Here is a 21,622-nt window from a genome sequence, read left to right as displayed (position 1 = left end):
TTGCGTTAACAATATTATTTATCTGATTCCCCCTTTAGGGGGTTAGGGGGCTAATGGAGCGATTTGATTACAGAGCAGCACTAAAGAATATACCACACCGGCCGGGTGTATACCAGTTTTGGGATAGCGAGAACGAACTGATCTACATCGGCAAGGCTAAAGATTTGCGCAACCGCGTTACATCCTACTTTAATAAGGATTTGAACGTGAATGCCAAAACGCGGGTGCTGGTATCAAAAATACGCAACATCACCTTTACCATTGTTGATACCGAGGTGGATGCCTGGCTGCTGGAGAACAGCATGATCAAGAAGCATCAGCCGCGCTACAATGTGATGCTGAAGGATGATAAGACCTATCCCTGGATCATCATCAAGAACGAAAACTTTCCACGCATCTTTTGGACCCGCCGCATTGTGCGGGATGGCTCTAAATACCTTGGCCCTTACGCCTCGGTAAGCATGATGCACACCATACTGGATCTGATACGTGAAACTTATCCCCTGCGTACCTGCAACCTTGCGCTAACCCGCGAGAACATTGACAAAGGAAAATTCAAGGTTTGTCTGGAATACCAATTGGGTAACTGCAAAGGCCCTTGTCAGAATTTTCAGACGGAAGAGGACTACGATAACAGCATAGAGGAAATAAAGGACATTCTGAATGGCAAGATCAACAATGTAGTACGTGAAATGAAAGCCGAAATGGATGCCGCCGTTGCTGACATGAATTTTGAGCTGGCGCACAAGCTCAAACGCAAGTACGATCTGCTGGAGAAATACCAAAGTAAATCAACCGTAGTAAACTCGTCTATCACGGATGTGGATGTATTCAGCATCGCGTCCGAAGAGAAATATGCCTTTGTTAACTTTTTAAAGGTGATGAATGGCACCATTATCCAAACGCAAACCATTGAATTGAAAAAGCGCCTCGATGAAAGCGACGAGGAGCTGCTTACCCTGGCCATATTTGAGTTTAGAAGCCGATATAACAGCCATTCCAAAGAAATCATTGTTCCGTTTGATGTGCACCTGGAAGATGCCAGCATAAAATTCACTGTACCCAAGCTGGGAGAAAAGAAAAAGCTGCTTGACCTGTCGCAAAAGAATGTACAATTCTTTAAACGCGAAAAGATAGATCAATACGAAAAGCTGAACCCTGAAGTACGCACCGAGCGCCTGCTTACGCAGATGATGAAGGATTTACGGATGAACCAGCTACCACGCCATATTGAGTGCTTTGATAACTCTAACTTTCAGGGTAAGTACCCGGTTTCGGCCATTGTGGTATTTAAGGATGCAAAACCATCAAAAAAGGATTACCGCCACTTTAACGTAAAAACCGTTGAAGGTCCTAATGACTTTGCAACCATGGAAGAGGCCGTACACCGCCGTTACCGCCGTATGCTGGATGAGGGCACCGAACTACCACAGTTGATTATTATTGACGGTGGCAAGGGCCAGTTATCATCGGCCATGAAAAGCCTCAAGCTGCTGGGTATCGAAAAACAGGTAACGGTTATAGGCATTGCCAAACGACTGGAAGAACTCTATTATCCCGGCGATCAATACCCGTTATATCTCGACAAAAAATCGGAAACGCTGAAAGTAATTCAGCAACTGCGCGACGAAGCACACCGTTTCGGTATCACCTTTCACCGCAAAAAGCGGGATAAAGGTACCCTGGCCACCGAGTTGGAACTGATAGAAGGCATAGGCAAAACCACTGCCGAGAAACTGCTGAAATACTTTAAATCCGTTAAAAAGATACGTGAGGCCAAGCAAGAGGAATTAATGGAAGTGGTGAATCTGAAACAAGCTAAAGCTATACTTACCTACTTTGCACCGAGGTTACCGGAGCATGTGGAAAATGCGAATATGGAATAGACATACTACATTAAATAATATGGTTTTTGAGAGGGGCTTGATTCACCATTGATAATATGAAAGATTATATTCTGTTTATACCACCAGAGGAAGTTTCAGCGATTAAGGCCCGTCTGTGGACCACAAAACAAGCTAAGACTTATTTTGATTGGCTTATGTCTGTAAAAGATGATAGGGTAGATTATTTACTTACTTGTATCGATGAAAGTTTAACAGGCGATCATAAAAATGATATTGAAAGAGTATCTAAAAAAATAACTTATATCCTTAAGAAGCCCGTATTTTCAGAGTTAAAAGAGGGAGATGCCATTATTACAAATAGGGGATTGGCGATAGTTGCTGATTTATCGCTGCTTATTTCAAAATTAATAATCAACACGCACCCGCAACTAAAATGGAAAATTGTTAAGCAACCTAAAAGGGATATTTCTTACAACTTACCTGCACTATTTGAATTTCCAATAATTAGGCATATCGAGCTGATGGGAGGCTGTATAGCAGAAGCTAAGGCAATATTGAGAGGTGAAAAATCGGAATCGATATGGTTAGAAATATATGAGTACGCAACAGGCTTAATTAAATAATTGATTCACTATATTGAGGTGCTTTGATCAACGGATTTACTTTAATTATCGTTAGCCTGCTCTTGGCCGCATAGGCCAGTTACTTAGTTTTAGACACAAAGTAACCGAAGTCAACCTTCATCCGCACAGGCCATACTCCCGGCCCGGTTTTCCGGCAGGCCCACGCTTTTTTATTTGATTCTATGACTGAAGTTGAATGTATTAATCACAAACCGTAAATAAGCTCAATGTCCGGCATCAGGAATGCCCGGAGTAGCACAGGCGTAGCCAAAGCAGAAACTTTCACCGGGCAGGACGTAGCCGGCGATTTTTGTTTCTTTTGATCGCTCAAAAGAAATTCAGGACAGGTAACGAACTGTAGGAATACCTCAAGAGATTTCTCGCTGTCGCTCGAAATGACAGGATAATTAATTTTTTAAAAGCTTTTTATAAGCCCTTGTCAAAATAAAATCGCCGTAAAAAGTTGCACTTGCTATAGCGTTATATCCATGTAAGGCAAAAACCCTGCTCACGTCAGGCAACTTACTTACCGGTATCGGGCTGAACATTTTGAAAAATGTATACATGCTTTTCAGTAACAACGGCTGCCACCATTTGCCGGTAAGCTGAAAATCGGTATTGAGCCACAGGCCGCCGGGTTTTAAAGCGGAATTGATATGATCAAATGTTAAGGGCAGATCAGCATCGGGATAATTATCAAATAAAAAGCCGGTAATTATCACATCAAAATTGGCGGCTAACTGCACTTGCTCTATAGCGTCCACAATAAAAGTTACCCGGTTATTACCTGCATTACGTTTTTGCGCAAGGGCAGTCATGTTAGCGGATATTTCCACGAAAGTGATATCCAAACCTTCATATTGCAGGTTGGCCAGATCTTCGAGCGTTTGCCCGGTGCCGCCGCCTACAATTAATATCCGTGCGTTTTTAGGCACCAGCGGTAGCAAATGCTTTTGCGAACTTTTTAGCGTGCTGCCAAACACCAGCCGGGCAAGGCTATCATAAAACCAGGCCGTGTTGTTATAGTTAGCCGCCATAGGTTTTCAGCATGCTAAAAGCGAGCACCATTACATATTGCAATATGAGCACCCCATCGAGATAAAAGAAATAATAGTATTCGTTTTTCTCCCAGGTTGATTTAAATATAAGCCAGCCGGTGAGCAGGGCGGTTAGTGTGAGCCCGAAAAAGTCGGCATTGAAACCATTATGCCGGAACATGAACAGCAGCAATATGTAACCCGCCAGCAAAACCTGACAAAAGAGATAAGCCTTCCGTTCGCCCCAAACAACGGGGATGGTTTTAAGCCCGGTTTGCCTGTCCTGAAATAGATCGCGGATATCAAATGGTACGGTTAAAGCCCCGATGAACAAAAAACGCTTAGCAGCCAGGATCACCGTATCGCGCATGGAAATATCGGTAAGATGCCGACCCTGCGCTTCTAACACAGGCAGCAGCACACAACTGGCTACCCACACTACGGTTATCAATATGGCCTTTAAGCCGGGTATATTGCGTAAGCCAAACTTTTGCGAACCCAGTGTAAACAATGGCAGTCCATATAACACAGATAACGTTCCCATAAAAACCAATAACAATTTTGACGGCAGCGTTACCATAAAAAACAACGGAATAAGTGACAGCAGGCAGATAATGGTGAATGAAACCATTAACCTGTAATGACTAAAAAACCAGCGTACCCGCACATATGGCGATTGCATGGGCGCTTTAGGCCGGGTTATCAGGATACAGAAGTTATAAATGCCAAGTGTTGAAGTGAACAGCAGCGCCAGCACCGGGTAAACAGGTTTTGAGCCGATTAAATGAAACGTTACTAACGCCTGGGCCACGGCGCACAAGGCCATAAATACATTGCTGAAAAGCAAAAAGTTGAGCACCGGCTGGAGCAGTTTTTTCATTTGGTTGATACGGCCGGTGGCGGTTTTATATCCACGCAGGGTTTGGATCGTGCCCGGCTTTTAATTCAAATATCGTTATCTCGGGCAAAATACCAATACGCCCGGTATAACCAATAAAGCCGTAGCCCACATTTACATATAATTGCTGGTTATTTTCATGGTAGTGGCCGGCCCACTCGTTATACACATATTTTATCGGGCTCCACTGGTACTCCTCGGTACGTACGCCGAATTGCATCCCGTGGGTATGGCCTGAGAACATGGCATCAATCTGCGGATATTTTGGCAACACTTCGGCGCGCCAGTGCGAGGGGTCATGCGAGAGCAGTAGTTTTACCGGCAAGTCATCAGTATTTTTTGTAGCCAGATCCATACGGCCATAACGCGGAAAACGGCTGATAGCCGCCCAATTCTCGATCCCTAAAATGCCTATTTCCTCACCATCAACCTTCAGGCGGCGATGGGTATTCATCAGCAAATCCCAACCCATATTTTTGTGCGTGGCTTTCAGGTCGTCGAGGTTCTTCTTTTTCGCCGCGGCATCAGGCCACCAGGCATAATCACCATAATCATGATTACCCAGCGTGGAGAACACACCCAGCGGTGCTTTTACTTTGCTGAATATGTCCTGGTAATCGCGCATTTCGGGCGCTATGTCGTTCACCAGGTCTCCGGTAAAAAATATCAGGTCAGGTTTTTCGGCAAGCAGCATTTCTACACCGCCTAAAACAGCCTTCTTTTTATAAAAACTACCGGAGTGAATGTCTGATATCTGCCCTAACAGTAACCCGTCAAATTTTTTGGGCAAATTGGGCAGGTATAATTTGCGGCGGCGTACCTGGTAGTCGTACACGCTTGTCATGGATGAATAGCCCATGGCCGCCAGCGGTACCATACCGGCCAGCAAACCGGCTTTCAACAGAAATTCTGAGCGGGGTATAGCTGGCAGCTTATTCTCCGGCTCGTTAACCGGCGCGGGTACTTCCTCCGGTTGCTTTTTATCGCGAATGAACAAGCGTTTGATGAAACGCCTGATATCATCCATAAAAACAAACAGCACAAATACCGCCTTAACAATAGCCTGTAAAAAAAACACCAGCATCAGTGCGGCACGCACGCCAACGTTTATTTTTATATAAACCCCCACATACAGCGCAATAATGAGCAGTACCGAAAGGGTTAAAAAGATGGTAGTAAAACTCTTTTTTTGTACAAACCGCCATTTAGGGAATGCCCCCCTTATACCGCTTATTACGTATACATCGGCTACTAAAAGTACAATACTAATTAAGGTGACGGTCAGGATCTTTGCTTGCATGTTAATTGTTATACCTATCGTCGTCGAGGTCTAAATCATCGTCCTCGTCGTCGGGCTGCAAATTAAACAAACTGTTGAACATGTCCGAAAAGGCAAAGCCATTATCCAGAAAACCTTTGTTCAATTGCGAAAACTCGGCCAAACCATGCAGCACAAACTCCATCAGCAGCAATTGCTGGTTTTCGCTCAGTCGAGGATGGAACTGTTTCACAAATGCTTTCAATCCCGGCACTTGGTTGAGCAGTTTTTTGTATTCAGCAGCGGGCAAGTCATCAATCAATGCAATAGTGTTTCCGTTACCAAACCAATTCACTATTTCGGCATACGGGTTAGGCGATTTCGATTTTTTGGCTTTCTCCGGATCAGGGAAGAAGGTCAGCATTAAAGTTTTGATGGCTTTGCCGATCAGCAGGTTGGCCACTTTCGCCGGGCCTTCCAACTCGCCCTCGTAAACCAACTCTATTTTACCGGTAATCGCCGGGATAACCCCTAAAAAGTCGGTAATGCGTACAAAGGTACTGGCTTCGCGGTTGATAATCATGCGTCGCTCGGCATTACTGATCAGGTTTTCATAAGCCGATATAGTTAACCGTGCAGACACGCCCGATTTTTTATCGATATACTCGGAGTTACGTGCCTCAAAAGCGATCTGCTCTACCAGGTCTTTCACCAATCCGTCGGCTTCAATAGCTGTTTTTTGCTCCGAAGTCAGCAGCGCTTCCTGCTGGGTAATTTTACGTGAGATCTCAACAGAACGCGGATAGTGCGTCAGTATCTGGCTTTCAATACGGTCTTTCAGCGGCGTTACTATCGAACCACGGTTGGTATAATCCTCCGGGTTTGCGGTGAACACGAATTGCAAATCAAGCGGCAGGCGCAGTTTAAAACCACGGATCTGTATATCTTTTTCCTGCAGGATGTTGAACAGCGATACCTGGATGCGTGCCTGTAAATCGGGCAACTCGTTAATCACGAAGATGCCCCGGTGCGCACGCGGTATCAAACCGAAGTGGATCACCCGCTCGTCCGAATACGTGAGCTTCATGGTAGCGGCCTTGATAGGGTCAACATCACCAATTAAATCGGCAACCGTAACATCAGGTGTAGCCAGTTTCTCAGTATAACGCTCGGAGCGGTGCAGCCAGGCAATCGGGGTATCGTCGCCCTTTTCGGTAACAATGCTATGGCCGTACCAGGAGATCGGGTTCAGGGGATCATCGTATAATTCTGATCCCTCGATGTACGGCGTATACTCATCAAGCAAGTTAACCAGCAAACGTGCGATACGCGTTTTAGCCTGCCCGCGTAAACCTAATAGTAATATGTTATGGCGCGACAGAATAGCCGTCTGCAGGTCAGGAATAACGGTATCCTCAAAACCGATAATCCCTTCAAATCCATCCTCACTTTTTTGTAGCTGTGCTATCAGATTAGCCCTTAACTCATCCTTAACCGAGCGGCTGCGGTAATCTGTTTGCTTTAGCTGGCCAAGTGTTTTTATTTCCAGTAATTTACTCATTATTATTTTATGATTGCACCGATTGATTTTTGATTTCACCGATGCGCTTTTATAGGCAGTGTGATTCTATGATTATTATAAATTTTTTAAATCCTTCATTCAAACAAGGAGCTCAAAAATTCTGCCCATTCCAAAATTCTGTAAATTCAGGTTCAGACTATCTCACTGTCCTTCTTCTGTTCCTGATATAATCTTCAAATATATATTCGCCTAAACCATTCAGCGAGCTGTAGAACGCCTTGCCGCCGTTAGTTTCGGTAAACTGGCGAACGAATTGCTGCAGGTATGGGTCCTTAGCGATCATGAACGTAGTGATCGGTATTTTCAGGCGTTTGCACTGGGCGGCCATATTCAGCGTTTTGTTTACAACCTTTCGGTCAAGCCCGATGCTGTTTTTATAATACCGCGTACCTTCCTTTAAGCAGGTAGGCTTACCATCGGTTATCATAAAAATTTGCTTGTTGTGTGTTTTGCGGCGGCGCAGAATATCCGTTGCCAATTGCAAACCCGCGTAGGTATTGGTATGGTACGGGCCAACCTGCAAATACGGCAAATCCTGTAAATTGATTGGCCAGGCATCGTTGCCAAAAACCACAATATCCAATGTATCCTTAGGGTATTTTGTACGGATAAGTTCCGCCAAAGCCATGGCTACTTTCTTGGCGGGAGTTATCCTGTCCTCTCCATACAATATCATGGAGTGCGATATATCGATCATCAGCACGGTTGAGGTGAGGGTTTTGTAGTCCATCTCCTCCACTTCGAGGTCGCGCTCGGTCATCATAAAATCGCCAATGCCATGGTTAACCTGGGCATTGTGGATGCTCTGCGTCATATCGATCTGGTCGAGACTATCGCCAAACTCAAATTCACGGCGTTCGGCGTTCTTTTCATCGCCCTGCCCCGATTGGGGCGAGCGGTGATTACCCTTACCTGATTTTTTTAGCTTGCCGAATATTTCCTCTAATGCTGACTGGCGAATGCTCTGTTCTGTTTTAGCGGTAATGCTGAACTGCCCGCTGCGGCCGTCTTCGTTTAAGTAGCCGCGATCCTTGAGTTCGTCAATAAAATCACCCATGCCATATTTGTCATTGGTGATGTTGTATTGCTTATCCAGCTCGTTTAACCAGGCTAATGCTTCTTCGGCATCGCCCGAGGTATAATTGAGCAACTCAAGGAATAATTTCAGCAGTTCGTCAAAGCCGCCTTTGGGCACCTGCCGGGGTGTAAACTGTGAAAAACCATAACCACGCATAATTGTCCTTTCCTTGAACTTAAATTAACGGATATTTTTTCTGAAAAGTTTAAGCCCCCTGCTTTTGTTAAACAGGTATGACAATGCCGCGGTTATTTACCTTCAGACAGCGCCGCGCGTATTGCCCGTATCTGCTCTTTAGTATATTCCGGGTTAGCGCCACGCCTGGTGGTTACGTAAGCGCCTACTGCGCAGGCTTTTTCCAATACCTGATCCATCGGCTTTTCTTTTAACAATCCTTTTATAAAAGTTGCTAAAAAAGCGTCGCCTGCACCAACGGTATCTTCAACCTCTACCTTAAAGCCCGGGTGTTCATAAAACTTTTCATCGTGCAGCACCATTGCGCCTTTGCCGCCACGGGTTACACATATAGTTTTAACATGATATTTCTTTTTAAACTCGATGATGCGCTCCTGCAGGTTCTCGCTATCCTTAGCACCCACCAGTAAAATGGCTTCTTCCTCATTCATCTTCACCACATCGGCCTTGGCGGCCAGGTTCTCAATGGTAGCCAACTCAAAGTGCGGGGCACGCAGGTTAACATCAAATATTTTTAGTGCTTTTGAATCATCAAGCAAGGTGCGCAAGGTGTCGCGGGTGGTTTTGCCGCGCGATGCCAGGCTGCCATATACAATGGCCGATACCTTTTTAGCGTGCTTGCGAAGCCCTTTTTCAGCCTTGATATTATCCCACGATACTGGCTCGGGTATAATGTATGTTGCCTGATTATCGGCATCCAACTCAACGGTCACCTCGCAGGTTGGCAGTTCATTATCAAATTGTATGCTATCGCCAAAAAGCTCGTTCTCCTTTAAGAAATGCGCAAGTTCCTTTCCGGATTGATCGTTACCGATGCGGCTTGCAAACGAAACTTCAACTTTTTGCTGGGCCAGGTGGCGGGCCACGTTCATGGGTGCGCCACCGGCTTTTTTACCATCGGCAAAAGTGTCCCACAAAACCTCTCCAAAACAAAGTACATGTTTCTTCATACCATAAACCAATTTGGTACAAAGCTACAAGGTTAATGTGAATTAATTGTTTTATTTTAGGGCATGAAACGTTTTTTGACGCTATTTATACTTCTTCTAAGTGTAATTGTTACACACGCACAGGACAAGCAGGCCATCCTCAAAGTGATGGATAAACAGCGTGAAGCCTGGAACAACGGCGACATTGAGGCGTATATGCAAACCTACTGGAAATCAGATTCGTTGACCTTTGTTGGCAAAAGCGGCGTTACCTACGGCTGGCAAAACACCATGGATAACTATAAGCGCGGCTACCCCGATAAAGCAGCAATGGGTTTCCTGACCTTCAAAATATTAAAAGTTAACCTGATAGATAAAACCAACGCCTTTGTATTAGGCGGCTGGAACTTGAAACGCGAAAAGGATGCGCCCGGCGGCTACTTCACCTTATGGTTCCGCAAAATAAAGGGCGAGTGGCTAATCGTGTGCGATCATTCATCATAAAACAATGGGGCAATTTCTTACCGAGCTATTTTTCGGCCCTCTGATTATTAACATGCTGGTTGGCGCCGTGCGTTTTATCGGTATATGTGTCCTTTACTTTTGGGGGGTGATAAGGCAATTATTTCAGCCTGACAGAAAATTATACTCCGTTAAAGAACTATGGAACGCCGACTTCAATAAAAAAGACCCGGTTATGATGAGCGCTGAAAAATCAGGACAAATCATAACCGGGCTATATTTTTCAGGCATTTGCCTGTTTGTTATACTTTATTGATCCACGTTAAAGCGGCAAGCCGTCAGCAAGCGCGCGTTCGGCACGTTTAATGGCTACGCCCTCACGGTATCTGGCATATTTTTCTTTAAAGGCCATTTTCAACACACTATCCAATCCACCTTTTACGGCCAGGTTATAAACGCTGGCCGCTTTACGGGTTATAGAGGCATCCCAAGCGCGCAGACTGAGTGAGAATGATCCGTCCAGGTACTTCATCCAGTGCCAGTAACCGGTTGGCATAAACAGCGTATCGCCGTGTTCTAAAAATACTTCCTGCCCCTCAACCCCATCCAATGCCGGGAATTTGCTGATGTCGGGATTAGCTACATCATAGTCTTCCAGTGCATAAGTAGCGTTAGGTAAACAGTATAAACGATCTTTCCACTTATTCTCAAATAATATAATATGCTTGTGGCCACCAAAATGAGTGTGGAAGATGTGCGGAAGGTCGATATCGTAATGCAAAAAGGTAACCGAGTTTGATCCACCGAAGAACATGGCCGGCATACTTTCTATAAAACCACCCATCAAATCCTTCGGCAATACAATATCGTCCAGCAGTTGCGGGGCGTGCTTAAAAATGTTAAAAAAGAAGATGCGCAGCTCAGTTGGTTGCGATTTGATCAGATCGATATACTCATTAAAGGGCATTACCGCTGCCGAAGTATTGATTGGCTTTGCCGGATCAGCCTTCGAATTATCATAAAGCGGAACGGTTTTGCTGCCTACAATTTCTTTCATGTACCCAGCGGTCCACTTTTCGCGCGCAGGCCAGCTATTGGTAAGGCCTTTGATCACCAGCGGACGGCGAGCGTCAAGATAATGCTTCTTAAAATCGGGAGCGGATATATGCTCAACCGTATCAACACCTGAAAGTTTGAAACCCATACAAATAACCGGATAAAATGTTTTTCCGGATTGTATAAAATTAGGCTTTTTATATTATCAAATAGTTAATTCCGAAAATAAAATAGGGATATCACCTTTAAATGACATCCCTATTACAACTATTATGTTTAAACTTTTCAAACGGGTTTACCTTCAGCCAGTGCCTTGTTAGCGCGTTTAATCGCAAGCTCTTCCTTCCAGTCCATATAACGTTTTTTAAAACGGCCTTTCATAAAATCGTCAAACTTGCGCTGTACGGTGAGGTTATATAAGCTATGCGCTTTAATGGCCCATGATTTATCCCAGGCGCGCAACGAAATGGAAAACGAACCGTCCAGGTACTTCATCCAATGCCAAAAACCGGTAGGCATGAACAGCGTTTCGCCATGCTCCAGTATGGTTTCCTGCCCTTCAATTCCATCCAGCGCCGGGAACTTTTCAAAGTCAGGGTTCGAAATATCGTAGTCTTCCAATGCGTAGGTAGCAAACGGCATACAGTATAAACGCTCGCTCCACTTTTGCTCAAACAAAATAATGTGCTTGCGCCCGTGAAAATGCGTATGGAAAATATGCGCCAAGTCAATATCGTAATGCAAAAAAGTTATTGAACCTGCGCCGCCAAAAAACATATTGGGGTATTTATCCAAAAAGCCGCCCATCAGGTCAGACGGTGAACGGTAATCATCCAGCAATTTGGGCGCAAACTTTATCGGGTCGAACAAAAATATACGCAGGTCTGTAGGCTGCTGTTGTATCAGATCAATATAATCCGCAAACTTCATTTCAGCGGCCGAGGCGTTTATCGGTGCCGCCGGATCGGCCTTTGAGCTATCATAAAGCGGCACGGTACGGTCGCCTACCACTTCCTTCAAATACTCAAAAGTCCACTTTTGCAGGGCAGGCCAGGTTTGTGTGGCCTTGCGTATAACCAAAGGTTTACGCGGTATTAAATAGTTGTTAATAAAATCGTCTTTCGTGATCGTATCAACCTTATCAATTTGGGTAAGAATAATGCCCATGTTCACAAATAATTAACAAGCAAAAATAATTAATTTACATACAACACTTGTTAGCGAAGGTAGTTTTTGACTTATGCCCAACAAAAAAGGGCCGGCAAAATACCGACCCCTTACTACGCTTATATTTGGTTAATTAAGGCATTAAAACTGTGTTTATTACGTGGATAACGCCATTGCTTTGGTTAACGTCAGCAATCGTCACCCATGATTTTCCACCTTTGGCATCAACCAGGTAAACTTTACCGGCATCAACCTTAACTGTTAGCTTTTCGCCCTGCACGGTGGTTAAAGTCGGGTTGGCTGATTTAGCTTTAGCCATTAAATCCTTAGCGCTCATTTTACCGGCAACCACATGATAAGTTAATATTTTGGTAAGCGTTGCTTTGTTTTCAGGCTTTACCAGGTTATCAACCGTACCGGCAGGCAGTTTATTAAAAGCCTCGTTAGTTGGGGCGAACACGGTGAACGGGCCTTTGCCTTTCAACGTTTCAACCAGGCCGGCGGCTTTAACAGCGGCAACAAGCGTAGTATGGTCTTTTGAATTTACGGCATTGTCAATAATATCCTTTGTAGGATACATGGCCGCGCCGCCTACCATTTTTGTTTGAGCATAAGTTTTAGGCGCAATTGCAATAGCTGCTATTGCAAACGCCGCGATGATTAGTTTTTTCATTTTCATTATAGATGTTACTAATCAATGTACGCCAGTGACGGCCGAAATGGATTTAACGAAAGATCGACAATATCTCAAAATTCTGATTTACAGATATTTATTACAACTCCCAAATAGAATAGTCGCTAAAAGAATAATTCAGAAGCAATGTGGTCGGCATATAGCTTGCCTTGAGGTGTGAGGTATAATGTATGCTCTTTTCGGGTGAGCCATTCCCGTTCAAAAAATTCGGCGGCACGCGGCAGCAGTTCGTCGGTGGCACCCGGGGCTATCAGGTTTAAGCTATCTAAACTTAAACCCCACATGGTGCGCAGCGAGGTCATGATGTATTCATTCAACCGGTCCTTTTCAGTAAGCACCTCGGTTTCGGCAGGTATAGTACCTAACTCCAACGATTGTATGTATTTGGCGTTATTGGCTACGTTCCACTGCCTTGTTTCGCCATTAAAAGAGTGGGCTGAAGGGCCAACGCCCAAGTATTTTATGCCTTTCCAATAATTAGAGTTATGGCGCGAGTAATGCCCGGGTTTGCAAAAGTTTGATATTTCGTATTGCTCAAAACCCTGCTTCTCCATCGCCTCTATCAGATAAGTAAATTGGGCGGCGCTTTGCTGCTCGTTCATCGGCGGCTGTTTCTTTTTACTGATGAAGGACGCCAGGGCAGTTTGCGGCTCCACCGTCATGGAGTAGGCTGATACATGCGGAACATCCAGCCCGAAAACTTTTTCGATATTGTGCTTCCACTTGGTATCGGTAAGTAAAGGGTAGCCGTAGATCAGGTCGACCGTGATATTTTCGAACCCGGCATCCTGCGCCCGCATTACCGATGCTTCGGCTTCCGATGCCTGGTGCGCCCGGTTCATCCAAAGCAGGTCATCATCAAAAAAAGATTGTATGCCGATGCTGAAGCGATTAATGGCTGTTTGCCGCAGGTCGTTCACTTTTTGCCTGTCCAGGTCATCGGGGTTGGCTTCCAGCGTGATCTCGGCATTAGCAGCAACCGTATGCAGGCGGGTAACGGCATCCAGCAAGCGATTGATCTCCGCGGCGCTTAAAAGAGACGGAGTACCACCACCGAAGTATATGGTTTCAATAGTTTCGCCTTGCAGATACGCTTTTTGCAGCTCCAGTTCCTTAAGCATGGCCTGCAACAGATCATCCTTGTACTGCAGTGATGTACTGAAATGAAAATCGCAGTAATGACATGCTTTTTTGCAAAAAGGTATGTGTAGATAAATTCCGGCCATTTGAACCACAAAAGTACCGATTGGCTGCCAATTAAAAGTTAATACACCGTCATTTACAAATAGCAGCCTAAACGCTTACCTTTGTGCCGGTTTGACACGCATATTCACCATATTATTTTTCGTCATGACGCTGTGCGGCTCCGCCTTCGCGCAATCGGACAGCACCGAAACGGAATACACGCCGGAGCCTGACACTGTTTACTACCAGGCACCGCGGCAATATCACATGCTCGATTCTGTAGCTTATGCCGCAAAATTGCAGGAACAGGCCGTGTCAGATTCATTGGCTATGGTCTTTATCAAAACACCAGACCCTGACCGCCCAAACCAGTTCGTTGAGCAAATGCTGGATAAGTACCTGTATAAAGGCTATGGTTTTTATGACATCAAACCCACCTCAAAAGCAACCGCGGGAACCGGCATTGGCCGGGCGGTACGCGGCCGCTGGGTAATAGGCATTGTGGTGGCCCTGCTTTTGTACGCGGGTATACTAAGGCTTACCATAGGCCGTGATGTTGACAACATTTTGCGTTCCGCATTTAAAATGCAGCTTTTTTCGCAAACAGATGAAGGCACCCCCATCACCTTTTGGACGTTTACCGGCTTGGTTGTTTTATTGGGCTTTACGTTTGGCTTGTTCCTGTACCAGCTATCGGTTTATTACCAGGTGTATTATGAGCTGGCTGGCATGGCGCTGTACTTATCCATTTCTATTGCTGTTTTGCTGCTGTTTGCCTTTAAAATACTGCTGTTAAAGTTTATAGGCTGGGTGTTTGTTATAAAAGAGATTGTTGAGCGCTACATTACCATATTGTGCCTTACCTATTTTACGGTAGCCATTTTGTTTTTACCGGTAGTGGTTTGTTTAACATTAATTAATCCGCAGTTAACACAAATAGTATTATTAATTGCGTTAGTGATGGCAGGCATAATTTTAATTTGGTTGTACCTGCGTAACAGCGTTATTATTATTTCAAGCTTTAAGTTTCCGAAATTTTATTTATTTATCTATCTTTGTGCCCTCGAAATTTGCCCTGTTTTAATATTGATAAAGGCACTTAATATATAATATAATTAGTTAGTTATTACGGAGATTGACTTTGGAAGACAGAAAAAAAAGGGTTAAAAGCATTTTGGTGACGTTGCCAAAACCCGAAAATGATAAAAATCCATACGCGGAGCTGGCAAAAAAGCTAAACCTGAAAATAGATTTCAGATCTTTTATCCACGTGGAGGGTGTACCGGCGAAAGATTTTCGTAAGGAGAAAATTAATTTAGCAGACTTTACTGCCGTTATCTTTACAAGCCGAAATTCAGCCGATCACTTTTTCCGTATATGCGAAGAGATGCGTTTTGAGGTTCCGGTGGATATGAAATATTTCTGTTTATCTGAAACTATCGCGCTGTACCTTCAAAAATACATTCAGTACCGCAAACGCAAAATATTTTTCGGCAAGCAAACCGCGTCAGATCTGGCCGAGGTTTTGAAAAAACACGCCGGCGAGAAGTTTTTATACCCTTGCTCAGACGTTGCTGCCGAAGAAACGCAGAAATTTTTGCTGGAGAACGGTTACAACTTTACACCTGCCGTGCTCTTCCGTACCGTATGCAGCGACCTGTCTGACCTGGCAGAAGTGTTTTATGACGTTATCGCTTTCTTTAGCCCGTCAAGCATCCAGTCGCTTTACAAAAACTTCCCTGATTTTAAGCAGAATAACACCCGCATTGCGGCCTTTGGCGCTACTACACACAAGGCTGTGTTAGATGCCGGACTTATTTTAGATATACCTGCTCCAACTCCTGCAGCCCCGTCCATGACGATGGCTATCGAGCAATACTGTAAGCAAGTTAATAAATAACGGTTTTTCAACTGTTATTTATTAACTTTTTTGCAACCCTTTCCCCTTTTTTTACGTTAATATCGTACTTACAGGCCCCTATTTGTAAACGTTTGATTTTTAGCATTATAGCCGAAAGCTAAGCAAACCCGACCGTATGGCTTGGTGTTGATGGTAATTTTTCGCTTTTTTGTTAAAAAGTTAAAACTATATATTCGGGAGTTTGTAAGTGTATGTTACAGACACGATAATTACTATATGAGAAAAATATACTTTTATATATTCATTGCCGGCTCCCTCTTATCTGCCTGTAAAAGCAGCGACCGCGGAGAAGTGACGGGTGTACCACAACGATCGTTCCGTTCAGAGGTGCCTTATAACATGGTGTATATACCGGGAGGCTCGTTCCTGATGGGGCAAACAGACCAGGACGTTACCTTTGCCCAGATAGCCCAAACAAAACAGGTGACCGTATCACCTTTTTTTATGGACCAAACCGAGATATCAAACACTCAGTACAAACAATACGTTAACTGGGTGCGCGACTCCATTGCCATAACCAACTATCTCAACGATCCTAAATATTTTATACAGCCCAAAGGCGCTAATGCCAATGCTGCTGCCGGCGGACGTAAATTCATCAACTGGGAGTACGTTAAAAAGAACCCGATCTGGAACTTCAGAGGCAACAACGCCGGTAATGCCGCTAAACTCGATGGCATGTATTACCAGGGCGACGACCGCGTGTTTGACCGTAATGAGGTGGATGTACGCCTGCTTAAATACAACTATTCTATCATGGTGCTGCGCGATGCCGCAAACCATAAAAACGACCGGAACGCCAAACGTTCTGATTTCATCTTCCGTGATACGGTGAATGTTTACCCGGATACCCTGGTTTGGCTGAGCGATTTCTCATACGCTGCCAACGAGCCTATGGTTGAGGGTTATTTTTCGCACCCCGCCTTCCGTAACTATCCTGTTGTAGGTGTTACCTGGCGCCAGGCACGTGCCTTTACGGTATGGCGCACCCGTTACAATGATGCTTATAAAGATTCGCGCCGTTTACCGCACCGCCTGCCATACAGCTTGCCAACCGAGGCGGAGTTTGAGTATGCCGCACGTGGTGGCCGTATAGGTACTGATTATCCATGGGGCGGCCCTTACGTAAAAAACGCCAAAGGCTGCTTAATGGCCAACTTTAAGCCTGGCCGTGGTAACTATACCGACGACGGGGGCGCATATACGGTTAACGTCCGCTCTTACTTCCCTAACGATTACGGCTTGTACAACATGGCCGGTAACGTTGCCGAGTGGACCGCATCAGCTTATGACCCATCTGCCTCAACCTTTGTGCATGATATGGCTCCTACCTTTAACTACGAAGCCAAGTCAACCGATCCTGAATCGCTGAAACGCAAAGTTGTACGTGGCGGCTCATGGAAAGATGTGGGCTACTTTCTGCAAAATTCAACCCGCAGCTACGAGTATCAGGACACAGCGAAATCATACATCGGTTTCCGTTGCGTGAGCCATTTTGTAGGCCGCGACATCCGCGACAAGCGATAATTCACTATTACGCCAACCTTATCGTACTTGCTTTGTATTGTACTTTGATAAAACAACAATAAAAATTCACACTAACATCAACTTATGGCTCTCAAGAAAAAACCATTCGGCATTGATAACATCATTTCAATTGGTGCAACCGTTGTAATTATAGGTCTGTTATTTAAAATTCAGCACTGGCCTTATGCCAGCACATTTATTACGCTGGGTTTAGGTACCGAGGCTGTATTGTTCCTGATTTTAGGCTTACAGCGCGATACGCAGGAGGTTGACTGGACACGTGCTTATCCAGAACTTAGTGAAGATTACAGAGGCGACCTTCCGGTTGCTACCGCACGTGTTGCCGCACCTGCCCCCACCGGTTTTTCAAATACCGCCGCGCTCGACAAGATGCTGAGCGATGCCAAGATCGGCCCTGAACTGATCAGCAGCCTTGGTGATAACCTGAGAACTTTTGGCGATAAGGTTGCAGCTATCTCAACCGTTGGCGATGCAGGTACTGCTACCAACGAGTACATCAGCAAATTAAAAACAGCTACTGCAAGCTACGACAAATTGAGCGCTTCTTTTGAAAAAGCATCAGCCAACTTATCAGAAATGGCTAACTCAAACATCGATTCAAAAGCATACCACGATCAGGTGAACAACCTGGCCAAAAACCTGAGCGCGTTAAACGCAGTTTACGAACTGGAGCTACAGGATTCAACTGCTCATTTAAAATCAATGAACACGTTTTACCACAACCTGTCGCTCACCATGCAAAACTTCAATGAGTCTATCGATGATTCAAAGAACTTTAAAGAGGAAGTTGGCCGCTTAGCTAAAAATCTGGCATCGCTTAACGCGGTTTACGGTAACATGCTTACCGCCATGAGCCAGCCACGTGTTTAATTGGAGTAATTAACAGAGTACACACATCAACCTACTATAACACGACAAACACATGGCCGGAGGCAAACAAACCCCCAGACAACGAATGATAGGCATTCTGTACCTGGTACTTTTGGGACTTATTGCCCTGAACGTGCCGGACAGCTTACTGGATGCCTTTAAAAATATAACAGACAGCTTAGACCACTCGCGCGAAAACGTTACAACCAGCATTGGCAATACCTACAGCGCATTTGAACAAACCAAGTTAAAAGAGCAGCCCGAGCGCGCCAAACCGGTTTATGATAAAGCAAAACAAGCCAGTAAAATAGCCGAAGACCTGAACAAGTATGTAGAGAGCCTAAAGGCAAAACTTATTCAGGAAGGCGGCGGTATAAACCAGGAGACCGGCGACGTTGATGCACGCGATAATCTTGATATATCGCCACGCATCATGATCAACGAAAAAAATGCCGAGGCTCTGAAAAAGAAAATTGAAGATACCCGTGCCCAGCTTTTAGGATTACTTGATGCTAAAGATCGCGAGGGAATAAATTTTTCGCTTGACGCCACAGCACCAAAGGCTAAAGGCGGCAACAAACAAAAAGAGTGGGGCGAGGCTTACTTTGGCGATGGTATTCCGTTAGGTGCATCATTAACCACTTTAGCTAAAATTCAGGCAGACGCTAAGAATGCTGAGAATGAAGTAGTTAAAAAGCTATTAGGTAAAGTTGACCAGGCCGTAGTAAACCTTGATAAATTTGCTGCTGTTGCAGTCGCTCCGTCAAGCTACGTAGTAGCCGGCCAGCCATACACTGCAGAGATATTCTTAACTGCCTATGACTCAAAAAGCAACCCAACAATCACCGTAAACGGATCGAACATACAAGTTTCTGAAGGCCGCGGTAAATACACTGTAAATACCAGCAGAGAGGGTTTCTTTAAATATTCAGGTACTATAAAAGTTGTTGGTACTGATGGTCAAACAAAAACTTATCAATTACCGGTGCAAGAATACCAGGTGGCTAAACCTTCAGCAGTAGTATCGCCTGATAAAATGAACGTATTGTACATCGGTGTACCTAACCCTATTTCGGTGTCAGCGCCCGGCGTTCCGCTTGAAAAACTGCGTGTGAGCATGTCGGGCGGCTCGGTAAAAGGCAGCGGGGGCAAATACACTGCCAGTGTTAGCTCAATAGGTACGGCAAAGGTTACCGTATCTGGCGAGGTAGCCCCCGGAAAAACACAGGTTTTAGGTGTAACCGAATTCCGTGTAAAACGTATACCTGACCCTAAGGCCATGTTTGCAGGCAAAAGCGGTGGCAGCACCAGCGCGGCTAACATACGCGGGCAGGACAGGCTGTTTGCCCGTTTAGAGAACTTTGAATTTGATGCCAAGTTTAATGTTACCCGTTTCAGCCTGCTGTTGGCTAAACCACGCCAGGATGTGATTAAAGTTACATCGACAGGCGGCACGGTTAGTGCCCAAATGCGTGCGGCCTTGAACACCGTAACTCCGGGAACAAAGGTTATATTTACCGATATTGTTGCCGTTGGTCCGGATGGCTCGCAACGTGGTTTGGATGATATTGTAATATCAGCTAATTAATAGAAAGAGATAAATGAAGAGATTGTTGATCATAGCATTGAGTGTAGTTTGCACAACAACGTTTGCGCAAACCACGCCGCAACCTGCCACTAACCCTGCTACGGGCGCTAATGCAGCGCATGCCGCCGACAGCGTAGCGCAGGGCTATGAGCGCCCGCTTGATGGCTATTATGAAAAATCGAGCTTTGAGGCACGCAAGCCTACGCCCTACCCTGCCCTGCGCCAGGCTGATGTTATATTTGCCAAGCGCGTGTGGCGTGAGATTGACGTTCGTGAGAAAATGAACCAGTATCTGGCTTCGCCAAAATCAAGGCTTATTGATGTGTTGATGGCAGCTATTGATGCAGGCGAACTTACAGCCTATGATCCATCACCAAATCCTACCAAAAACGATCCGAGCGGCGATGCTTTTTCAACACCGTTAACAGGCGGACAGGCTAAAGCCCGTATGGCCGATAGCGCCGTGGTTGACCAGTTTGATGCCGATGGTAATAAAATTGGCTCTAAAATACAAGCTGGCGAGTTTAACCCGGATAGCGTGGTTAAATTCCGCATTAAAGAGGATTGGGTGTTTGACAGGCAACGCTCGGTATTTGAGCCGCGCATTATAGGTATAGCGCCGCTAATTAAATTCCAGGTTGAAGGTTTGGATATGGATTACCAGCCGGCATTCTGGGTTTACTTCCCGGAAGCACGCCAGGTGTTAGCCACTAAAGAAGCTGTTAGCCGCAATAATGATGCAACAGGTTTGAGTTTTGATGATGTATTTTTAAAGAGGCTTTTCAGCAGCTACATTGTCAAGGTATCAAATGATAAGGACGAACGTATAAAAGATTATGCCCAGGGGATAGACAGGCTTTACGAGTCGGAGCGGATCAAAAAATCGCTTATGGACTGGGAGCTTACGCTTTGGGAATATTAAGAGCTACTAACCATCCAGCTATATATGTTAAGTTTAAGGCCCGGCGATGTTCATCTCCGGGCCTTCTTTTTATTCGTGCGAAAACTTGTACCCTATGCCTCTTACTGTTTGTAAAAACTGCGGCGAATCGGGGTTGTCCTCAATCTTTTTGCGTAAACGCACAATGTGCATATCCAGCGTACGGGTATTAACATCGGCATTGTAGCCCCAAACTTCCATCATCAGTTCCTCGCGGTTAATTACCTTGTTCTTGTTTTTCAGGAAGTAAAGTAAGATGCGGTTTTCCAATATGGTCAATTCTACCTTGCGGCCATCCTTGATCAATAAATGGGTGTTAGGATGATGCTCCATTCCCGCAAACCGATATGATTCGGCCTTATCGCTGTTCAACGAAAATTTGATCTTGTTATCAATCATCGCTATCAGCACATCCATATTAAAAGGCTTGGTGATATAGTCAGACACGCCAAAGTTATAGGCCTCTATCTTATCCACATCCTGCGCTTTTGCAGTCATCATAATCACCAGCTTATCAAAGCCCTGCTCGCGTATACTGCTGCACACGTCTGACCCCTGTTTGCCGGGCAGCATCCAATCCAGTAACACAATATCAGGCTGCTCAGCAATAATCAGCTGCTCGGCATCCTCACCATTACTCGCTTCCAGCACCTTATACCCTTCTGATTCCAGGCGCTCAGCTACCAGAAAACGCAGGTTTTCATCATCCTCAACCAGCGCTATTTTAATTTCCTTACTCATGTA

Annotated in this window: 21 protein-coding genes; 10 read left to right on the top strand and 11 right to left on the bottom strand. The window is 45.1% G+C overall.

The annotated features are described in order from the left end of the window. The first annotated feature begins 53 nt into the window (after nt 1–53). Both uvrC and LT679_RS17410 read left to right on the top strand, forming a co-directional pair. The gene (gene uvrC / locus LT679_RS17415) at nt 54–1,886 is read left to right on the top strand and encodes an excinuclease ABC subunit UvrC (RefSeq protein WP_232178950.1); all 1,833 of its coding nucleotides are present in this window, start codon (nt 54–56) and stop codon (nt 1,884–1,886) included. Nucleotides 1,887–1,942: 56 nt separating this feature from the next. Next, a complete protein-coding gene (locus LT679_RS17410; RefSeq protein ID WP_232178949.1) occupies nt 1,943–2,470 on the top strand; it encodes a hypothetical protein in 528 nt (175 codons plus the stop codon). A 407-nt stretch (nt 2,471–2,877) separates the two neighbouring features. Here LT679_RS17410 and LT679_RS17405 read toward each other — a convergent pair whose 3' ends face one another. The 6 genes from LT679_RS17405 to LT679_RS17380 all read right to left on the bottom strand — a co-directional run bounded on the left by LT679_RS17405 (nt 2,878) and on the right by LT679_RS17380 (nt 9,468). Then, nucleotides 2,878–3,507 (bottom strand): class I SAM-dependent methyltransferase, encoded by a 630-nt coding sequence (locus tag LT679_RS17405; RefSeq protein ID WP_232178948.1) that lies wholly within the window; start codon nt 3,505–3,507, stop codon nt 2,878–2,880. Next, on the bottom strand, nt 3,497–4,387 hold the full coding sequence (locus tag LT679_RS17400; RefSeq protein WP_232178947.1) for a UbiA prenyltransferase family protein: 891 nt from the start codon (nt 4,385–4,387) through the stop codon (nt 3,497–3,499). Before LT679_RS17400 ends, LT679_RS17405 begins: the two co-directional genes overlap by 11 nt. Before the next feature lie 25 nt (nt 4,388–4,412). Further along, the gene (locus tag LT679_RS17395) at nt 4,413–5,705 is read right to left on the bottom strand and encodes a metallophosphoesterase (RefSeq protein WP_232178946.1); all 1,293 of its coding nucleotides are present in this window, start codon (nt 5,703–5,705) and stop codon (nt 4,413–4,415) included. A 1-nt stretch (nt 5,706) separates the two neighbouring features. Next, the gene (locus LT679_RS17390; RefSeq protein ID WP_232178945.1) at nt 5,707–7,224 is read right to left on the bottom strand and encodes a sigma 54-interacting transcriptional regulator; all 1,518 of its coding nucleotides are present in this window, start codon (nt 7,222–7,224) and stop codon (nt 5,707–5,709) included. Nucleotides 7,225–7,381: 157 nt separating this feature from the next. Further along, nucleotides 7,382–8,479, bottom strand: coding sequence for a vWA domain-containing protein (locus LT679_RS17385; protein ID WP_232178944.1), 1,098 nt, complete (start codon nt 8,477–8,479; stop codon nt 7,382–7,384). Between the two features lie 92 nt (nt 8,480–8,571). Beyond that, the gene (locus tag LT679_RS17380; RefSeq protein ID WP_232178943.1) at nt 8,572–9,468 is read right to left on the bottom strand and encodes a carbohydrate kinase family protein; all 897 of its coding nucleotides are present in this window, start codon (nt 9,466–9,468) and stop codon (nt 8,572–8,574) included. A 63-nt stretch (nt 9,469–9,531) separates the two neighbouring features. Between LT679_RS17380 and LT679_RS17375 the strand changes: the two genes are divergently transcribed. Both LT679_RS17375 and LT679_RS17370 read left to right on the top strand, forming a co-directional pair. Next, nucleotides 9,532–9,951 carry a YybH family protein gene (locus LT679_RS17375; protein WP_232178942.1) on the top strand — a complete coding sequence of 140 codons (420 nt, stop codon included), beginning with the start codon at nt 9,532–9,534 and terminating at the stop codon, nt 9,949–9,951. A gap of 4 nt (nt 9,952–9,955) precedes the next feature. After that, entirely contained in the window at nt 9,956–10,225 is a 270-nt protein-coding gene (locus tag LT679_RS17370; protein ID WP_232178941.1) for a hypothetical protein, read from the top strand. Nucleotides 10,226–10,231: 6 nt separating this feature from the next. Here LT679_RS17370 and LT679_RS17365 read toward each other — a convergent pair whose 3' ends face one another. From LT679_RS17365 to hemW, 4 genes are all read right to left on the bottom strand, one after another. Next, the gene (locus LT679_RS17365) at nt 10,232–11,113 is read right to left on the bottom strand and encodes a cupin-like domain-containing protein (protein WP_232178940.1); all 882 of its coding nucleotides are present in this window, start codon (nt 11,111–11,113) and stop codon (nt 10,232–10,234) included. A gap of 137 nt (nt 11,114–11,250) precedes the next feature. Further along, complete coding sequence (locus LT679_RS17360) at nt 11,251–12,132, bottom strand: cupin-like domain-containing protein (RefSeq protein WP_232178939.1); 882 nt, start codon at nt 12,130–12,132, stop codon at nt 11,251–11,253. Nucleotides 12,133–12,265: 133 nt separating this feature from the next. Further along, the gene (locus tag LT679_RS17355; RefSeq protein WP_232178938.1) at nt 12,266–12,805 is read right to left on the bottom strand and encodes a fasciclin domain-containing protein; all 540 of its coding nucleotides are present in this window, start codon (nt 12,803–12,805) and stop codon (nt 12,266–12,268) included. A gap of 125 nt (nt 12,806–12,930) precedes the next feature. Continuing rightward, complete coding sequence (gene hemW, locus LT679_RS17350) at nt 12,931–14,052, bottom strand: radical SAM family heme chaperone HemW (RefSeq protein ID WP_232178937.1); 1,122 nt, start codon at nt 14,050–14,052, stop codon at nt 12,931–12,933. A gap of 124 nt (nt 14,053–14,176) precedes the next feature. Between hemW and LT679_RS17345 the strand changes: the two genes are divergently transcribed. The 6 genes from LT679_RS17345 to porN all read left to right on the top strand — a co-directional run bounded on the left by LT679_RS17345 (nt 14,177) and on the right by porN (nt 20,860). Further along, complete coding sequence (locus LT679_RS17345) at nt 14,177–15,121, top strand: DUF4271 domain-containing protein (protein ID WP_232178936.1); 945 nt, start codon at nt 14,177–14,179, stop codon at nt 15,119–15,121. Between the two features lie 25 nt (nt 15,122–15,146). Next, the gene (locus LT679_RS17340; RefSeq protein ID WP_232178935.1) at nt 15,147–15,911 is read left to right on the top strand and encodes a uroporphyrinogen-III synthase; all 765 of its coding nucleotides are present in this window, start codon (nt 15,147–15,149) and stop codon (nt 15,909–15,911) included. Between the two features lie 237 nt (nt 15,912–16,148). After that, the gene (gene porK, locus LT679_RS17335; protein WP_232178934.1) at nt 16,149–17,459 is read left to right on the top strand and encodes a T9SS ring complex lipoprotein PorK/GldK; all 1,311 of its coding nucleotides are present in this window, start codon (nt 16,149–16,151) and stop codon (nt 17,457–17,459) included. A gap of 84 nt (nt 17,460–17,543) precedes the next feature. Further along, nucleotides 17,544–18,350 (top strand): type IX secretion system motor protein PorL/GldL, encoded by an 807-nt coding sequence (porL, locus tag LT679_RS17330; protein WP_232178933.1) that lies wholly within the window; start codon nt 17,544–17,546, stop codon nt 18,348–18,350. A 52-nt stretch (nt 18,351–18,402) separates the two neighbouring features. Next, nucleotides 18,403–19,938, top strand: coding sequence for a type IX secretion system motor protein PorM/GldM (gene porM, locus LT679_RS17325; protein WP_232178932.1), 1,536 nt, complete (start codon nt 18,403–18,405; stop codon nt 19,936–19,938). Between the two features lie 13 nt (nt 19,939–19,951). After that, nucleotides 19,952–20,860: a type IX secretion system ring subunit PorN/GldN gene (gene porN, locus LT679_RS17320; protein WP_232178931.1), complete on the top strand. Its 909-nt coding sequence runs from the start codon at nt 19,952–19,954 to the stop codon at nt 20,858–20,860. A gap of 69 nt (nt 20,861–20,929) precedes the next feature. Here porN and LT679_RS17315 read toward each other — a convergent pair whose 3' ends face one another. After that, entirely contained in the window at nt 20,930–21,619 is a 690-nt protein-coding gene (locus LT679_RS17315; protein WP_232178930.1) for a response regulator transcription factor, read from the bottom strand. Nucleotides 21,620–21,622 lie beyond the last annotated feature (3 nt).

It is taken from the genome of Mucilaginibacter roseus, assembly GCF_021215455.1.
Lineage (GTDB): Bacteria > Bacteroidota > Bacteroidia > Sphingobacteriales > Sphingobacteriaceae > Mucilaginibacter > Mucilaginibacter roseus.
Note: the sequence above shows the minus strand (reverse complement) of the source record. Positions and strands in the feature narration are given on the sequence as shown.

Bases quoted from the DNA above. Each gene is read 5' to 3' on its own strand.
- uvrC (WP_232178950.1), top strand. From the start codon at position 54: ATGGAGCGATTTGATTACAGAGCAGCACTAAAGAATATACCACACCGG.
- LT679_RS17410 (WP_232178949.1), top strand. From the start codon at position 1,943: ATGAAAGATTATATTCTGTTTATACCACCAGAGGAAGTTTCAGCGATT.
- LT679_RS17405 (WP_232178948.1), bottom strand. From the start codon at position 3,507: ATGGCGGCTAACTATAACAACACGGCCTGGTTTTATGATAGCCTTGCC.
- LT679_RS17400 (WP_232178947.1), bottom strand. From the start codon at position 4,387: ATGAAAAAACTGCTCCAGCCGGTGCTCAACTTTTTGCTTTTCAGCAAT.
- LT679_RS17395 (WP_232178946.1), bottom strand. From the start codon at position 5,705: ATGCAAGCAAAGATCCTGACCGTCACCTTAATTAGTATTGTACTTTTA.
- LT679_RS17390 (WP_232178945.1), bottom strand. From the start codon at position 7,224: ATGAGTAAATTACTGGAAATAAAAACACTTGGCCAGCTAAAGCAAACA.
- LT679_RS17385 (WP_232178944.1), bottom strand. From the start codon at position 8,479: ATGCGTGGTTATGGTTTTTCACAGTTTACACCCCGGCAGGTGCCCAAA.
- LT679_RS17380 (WP_232178943.1), bottom strand. From the start codon at position 9,468: ATGAAGAAACATGTACTTTGTTTTGGAGAGGTTTTGTGGGACACTTTT.
- LT679_RS17375 (WP_232178942.1), top strand. From the start codon at position 9,532: ATGAAACGTTTTTTGACGCTATTTATACTTCTTCTAAGTGTAATTGTT.
- LT679_RS17370 (WP_232178941.1), top strand. From the start codon at position 9,956: ATGGGGCAATTTCTTACCGAGCTATTTTTCGGCCCTCTGATTATTAAC.
- LT679_RS17365 (WP_232178940.1), bottom strand. From the start codon at position 11,113: ATGGGTTTCAAACTTTCAGGTGTTGATACGGTTGAGCATATATCCGCT.
- LT679_RS17360 (WP_232178939.1), bottom strand. From the start codon at position 12,132: ATGGGCATTATTCTTACCCAAATTGATAAGGTTGATACGATCACGAAA.
- LT679_RS17355 (WP_232178938.1), bottom strand. From the start codon at position 12,805: ATGAAAAAACTAATCATCGCGGCGTTTGCAATAGCAGCTATTGCAATT.
- hemW (WP_232178937.1), bottom strand. From the start codon at position 14,052: ATGGCCGGAATTTATCTACACATACCTTTTTGCAAAAAAGCATGTCAT.
- LT679_RS17345 (WP_232178936.1), top strand. From the start codon at position 14,177: ATGACGCTGTGCGGCTCCGCCTTCGCGCAATCGGACAGCACCGAAACG.
- porK (WP_232178934.1), top strand. From the start codon at position 16,149: ATGAGAAAAATATACTTTTATATATTCATTGCCGGCTCCCTCTTATCT.
- porL (WP_232178933.1), top strand. From the start codon at position 17,544: ATGGCTCTCAAGAAAAAACCATTCGGCATTGATAACATCATTTCAATT.
- porM (WP_232178932.1), top strand. From the start codon at position 18,403: ATGGCCGGAGGCAAACAAACCCCCAGACAACGAATGATAGGCATTCTG.
- porN (WP_232178931.1), top strand. From the start codon at position 19,952: ATGAAGAGATTGTTGATCATAGCATTGAGTGTAGTTTGCACAACAACG.
- LT679_RS17315 (WP_232178930.1), bottom strand. From the start codon at position 21,619: ATGAGTAAGGAAATTAAAATAGCGCTGGTTGAGGATGATGAAAACCTG.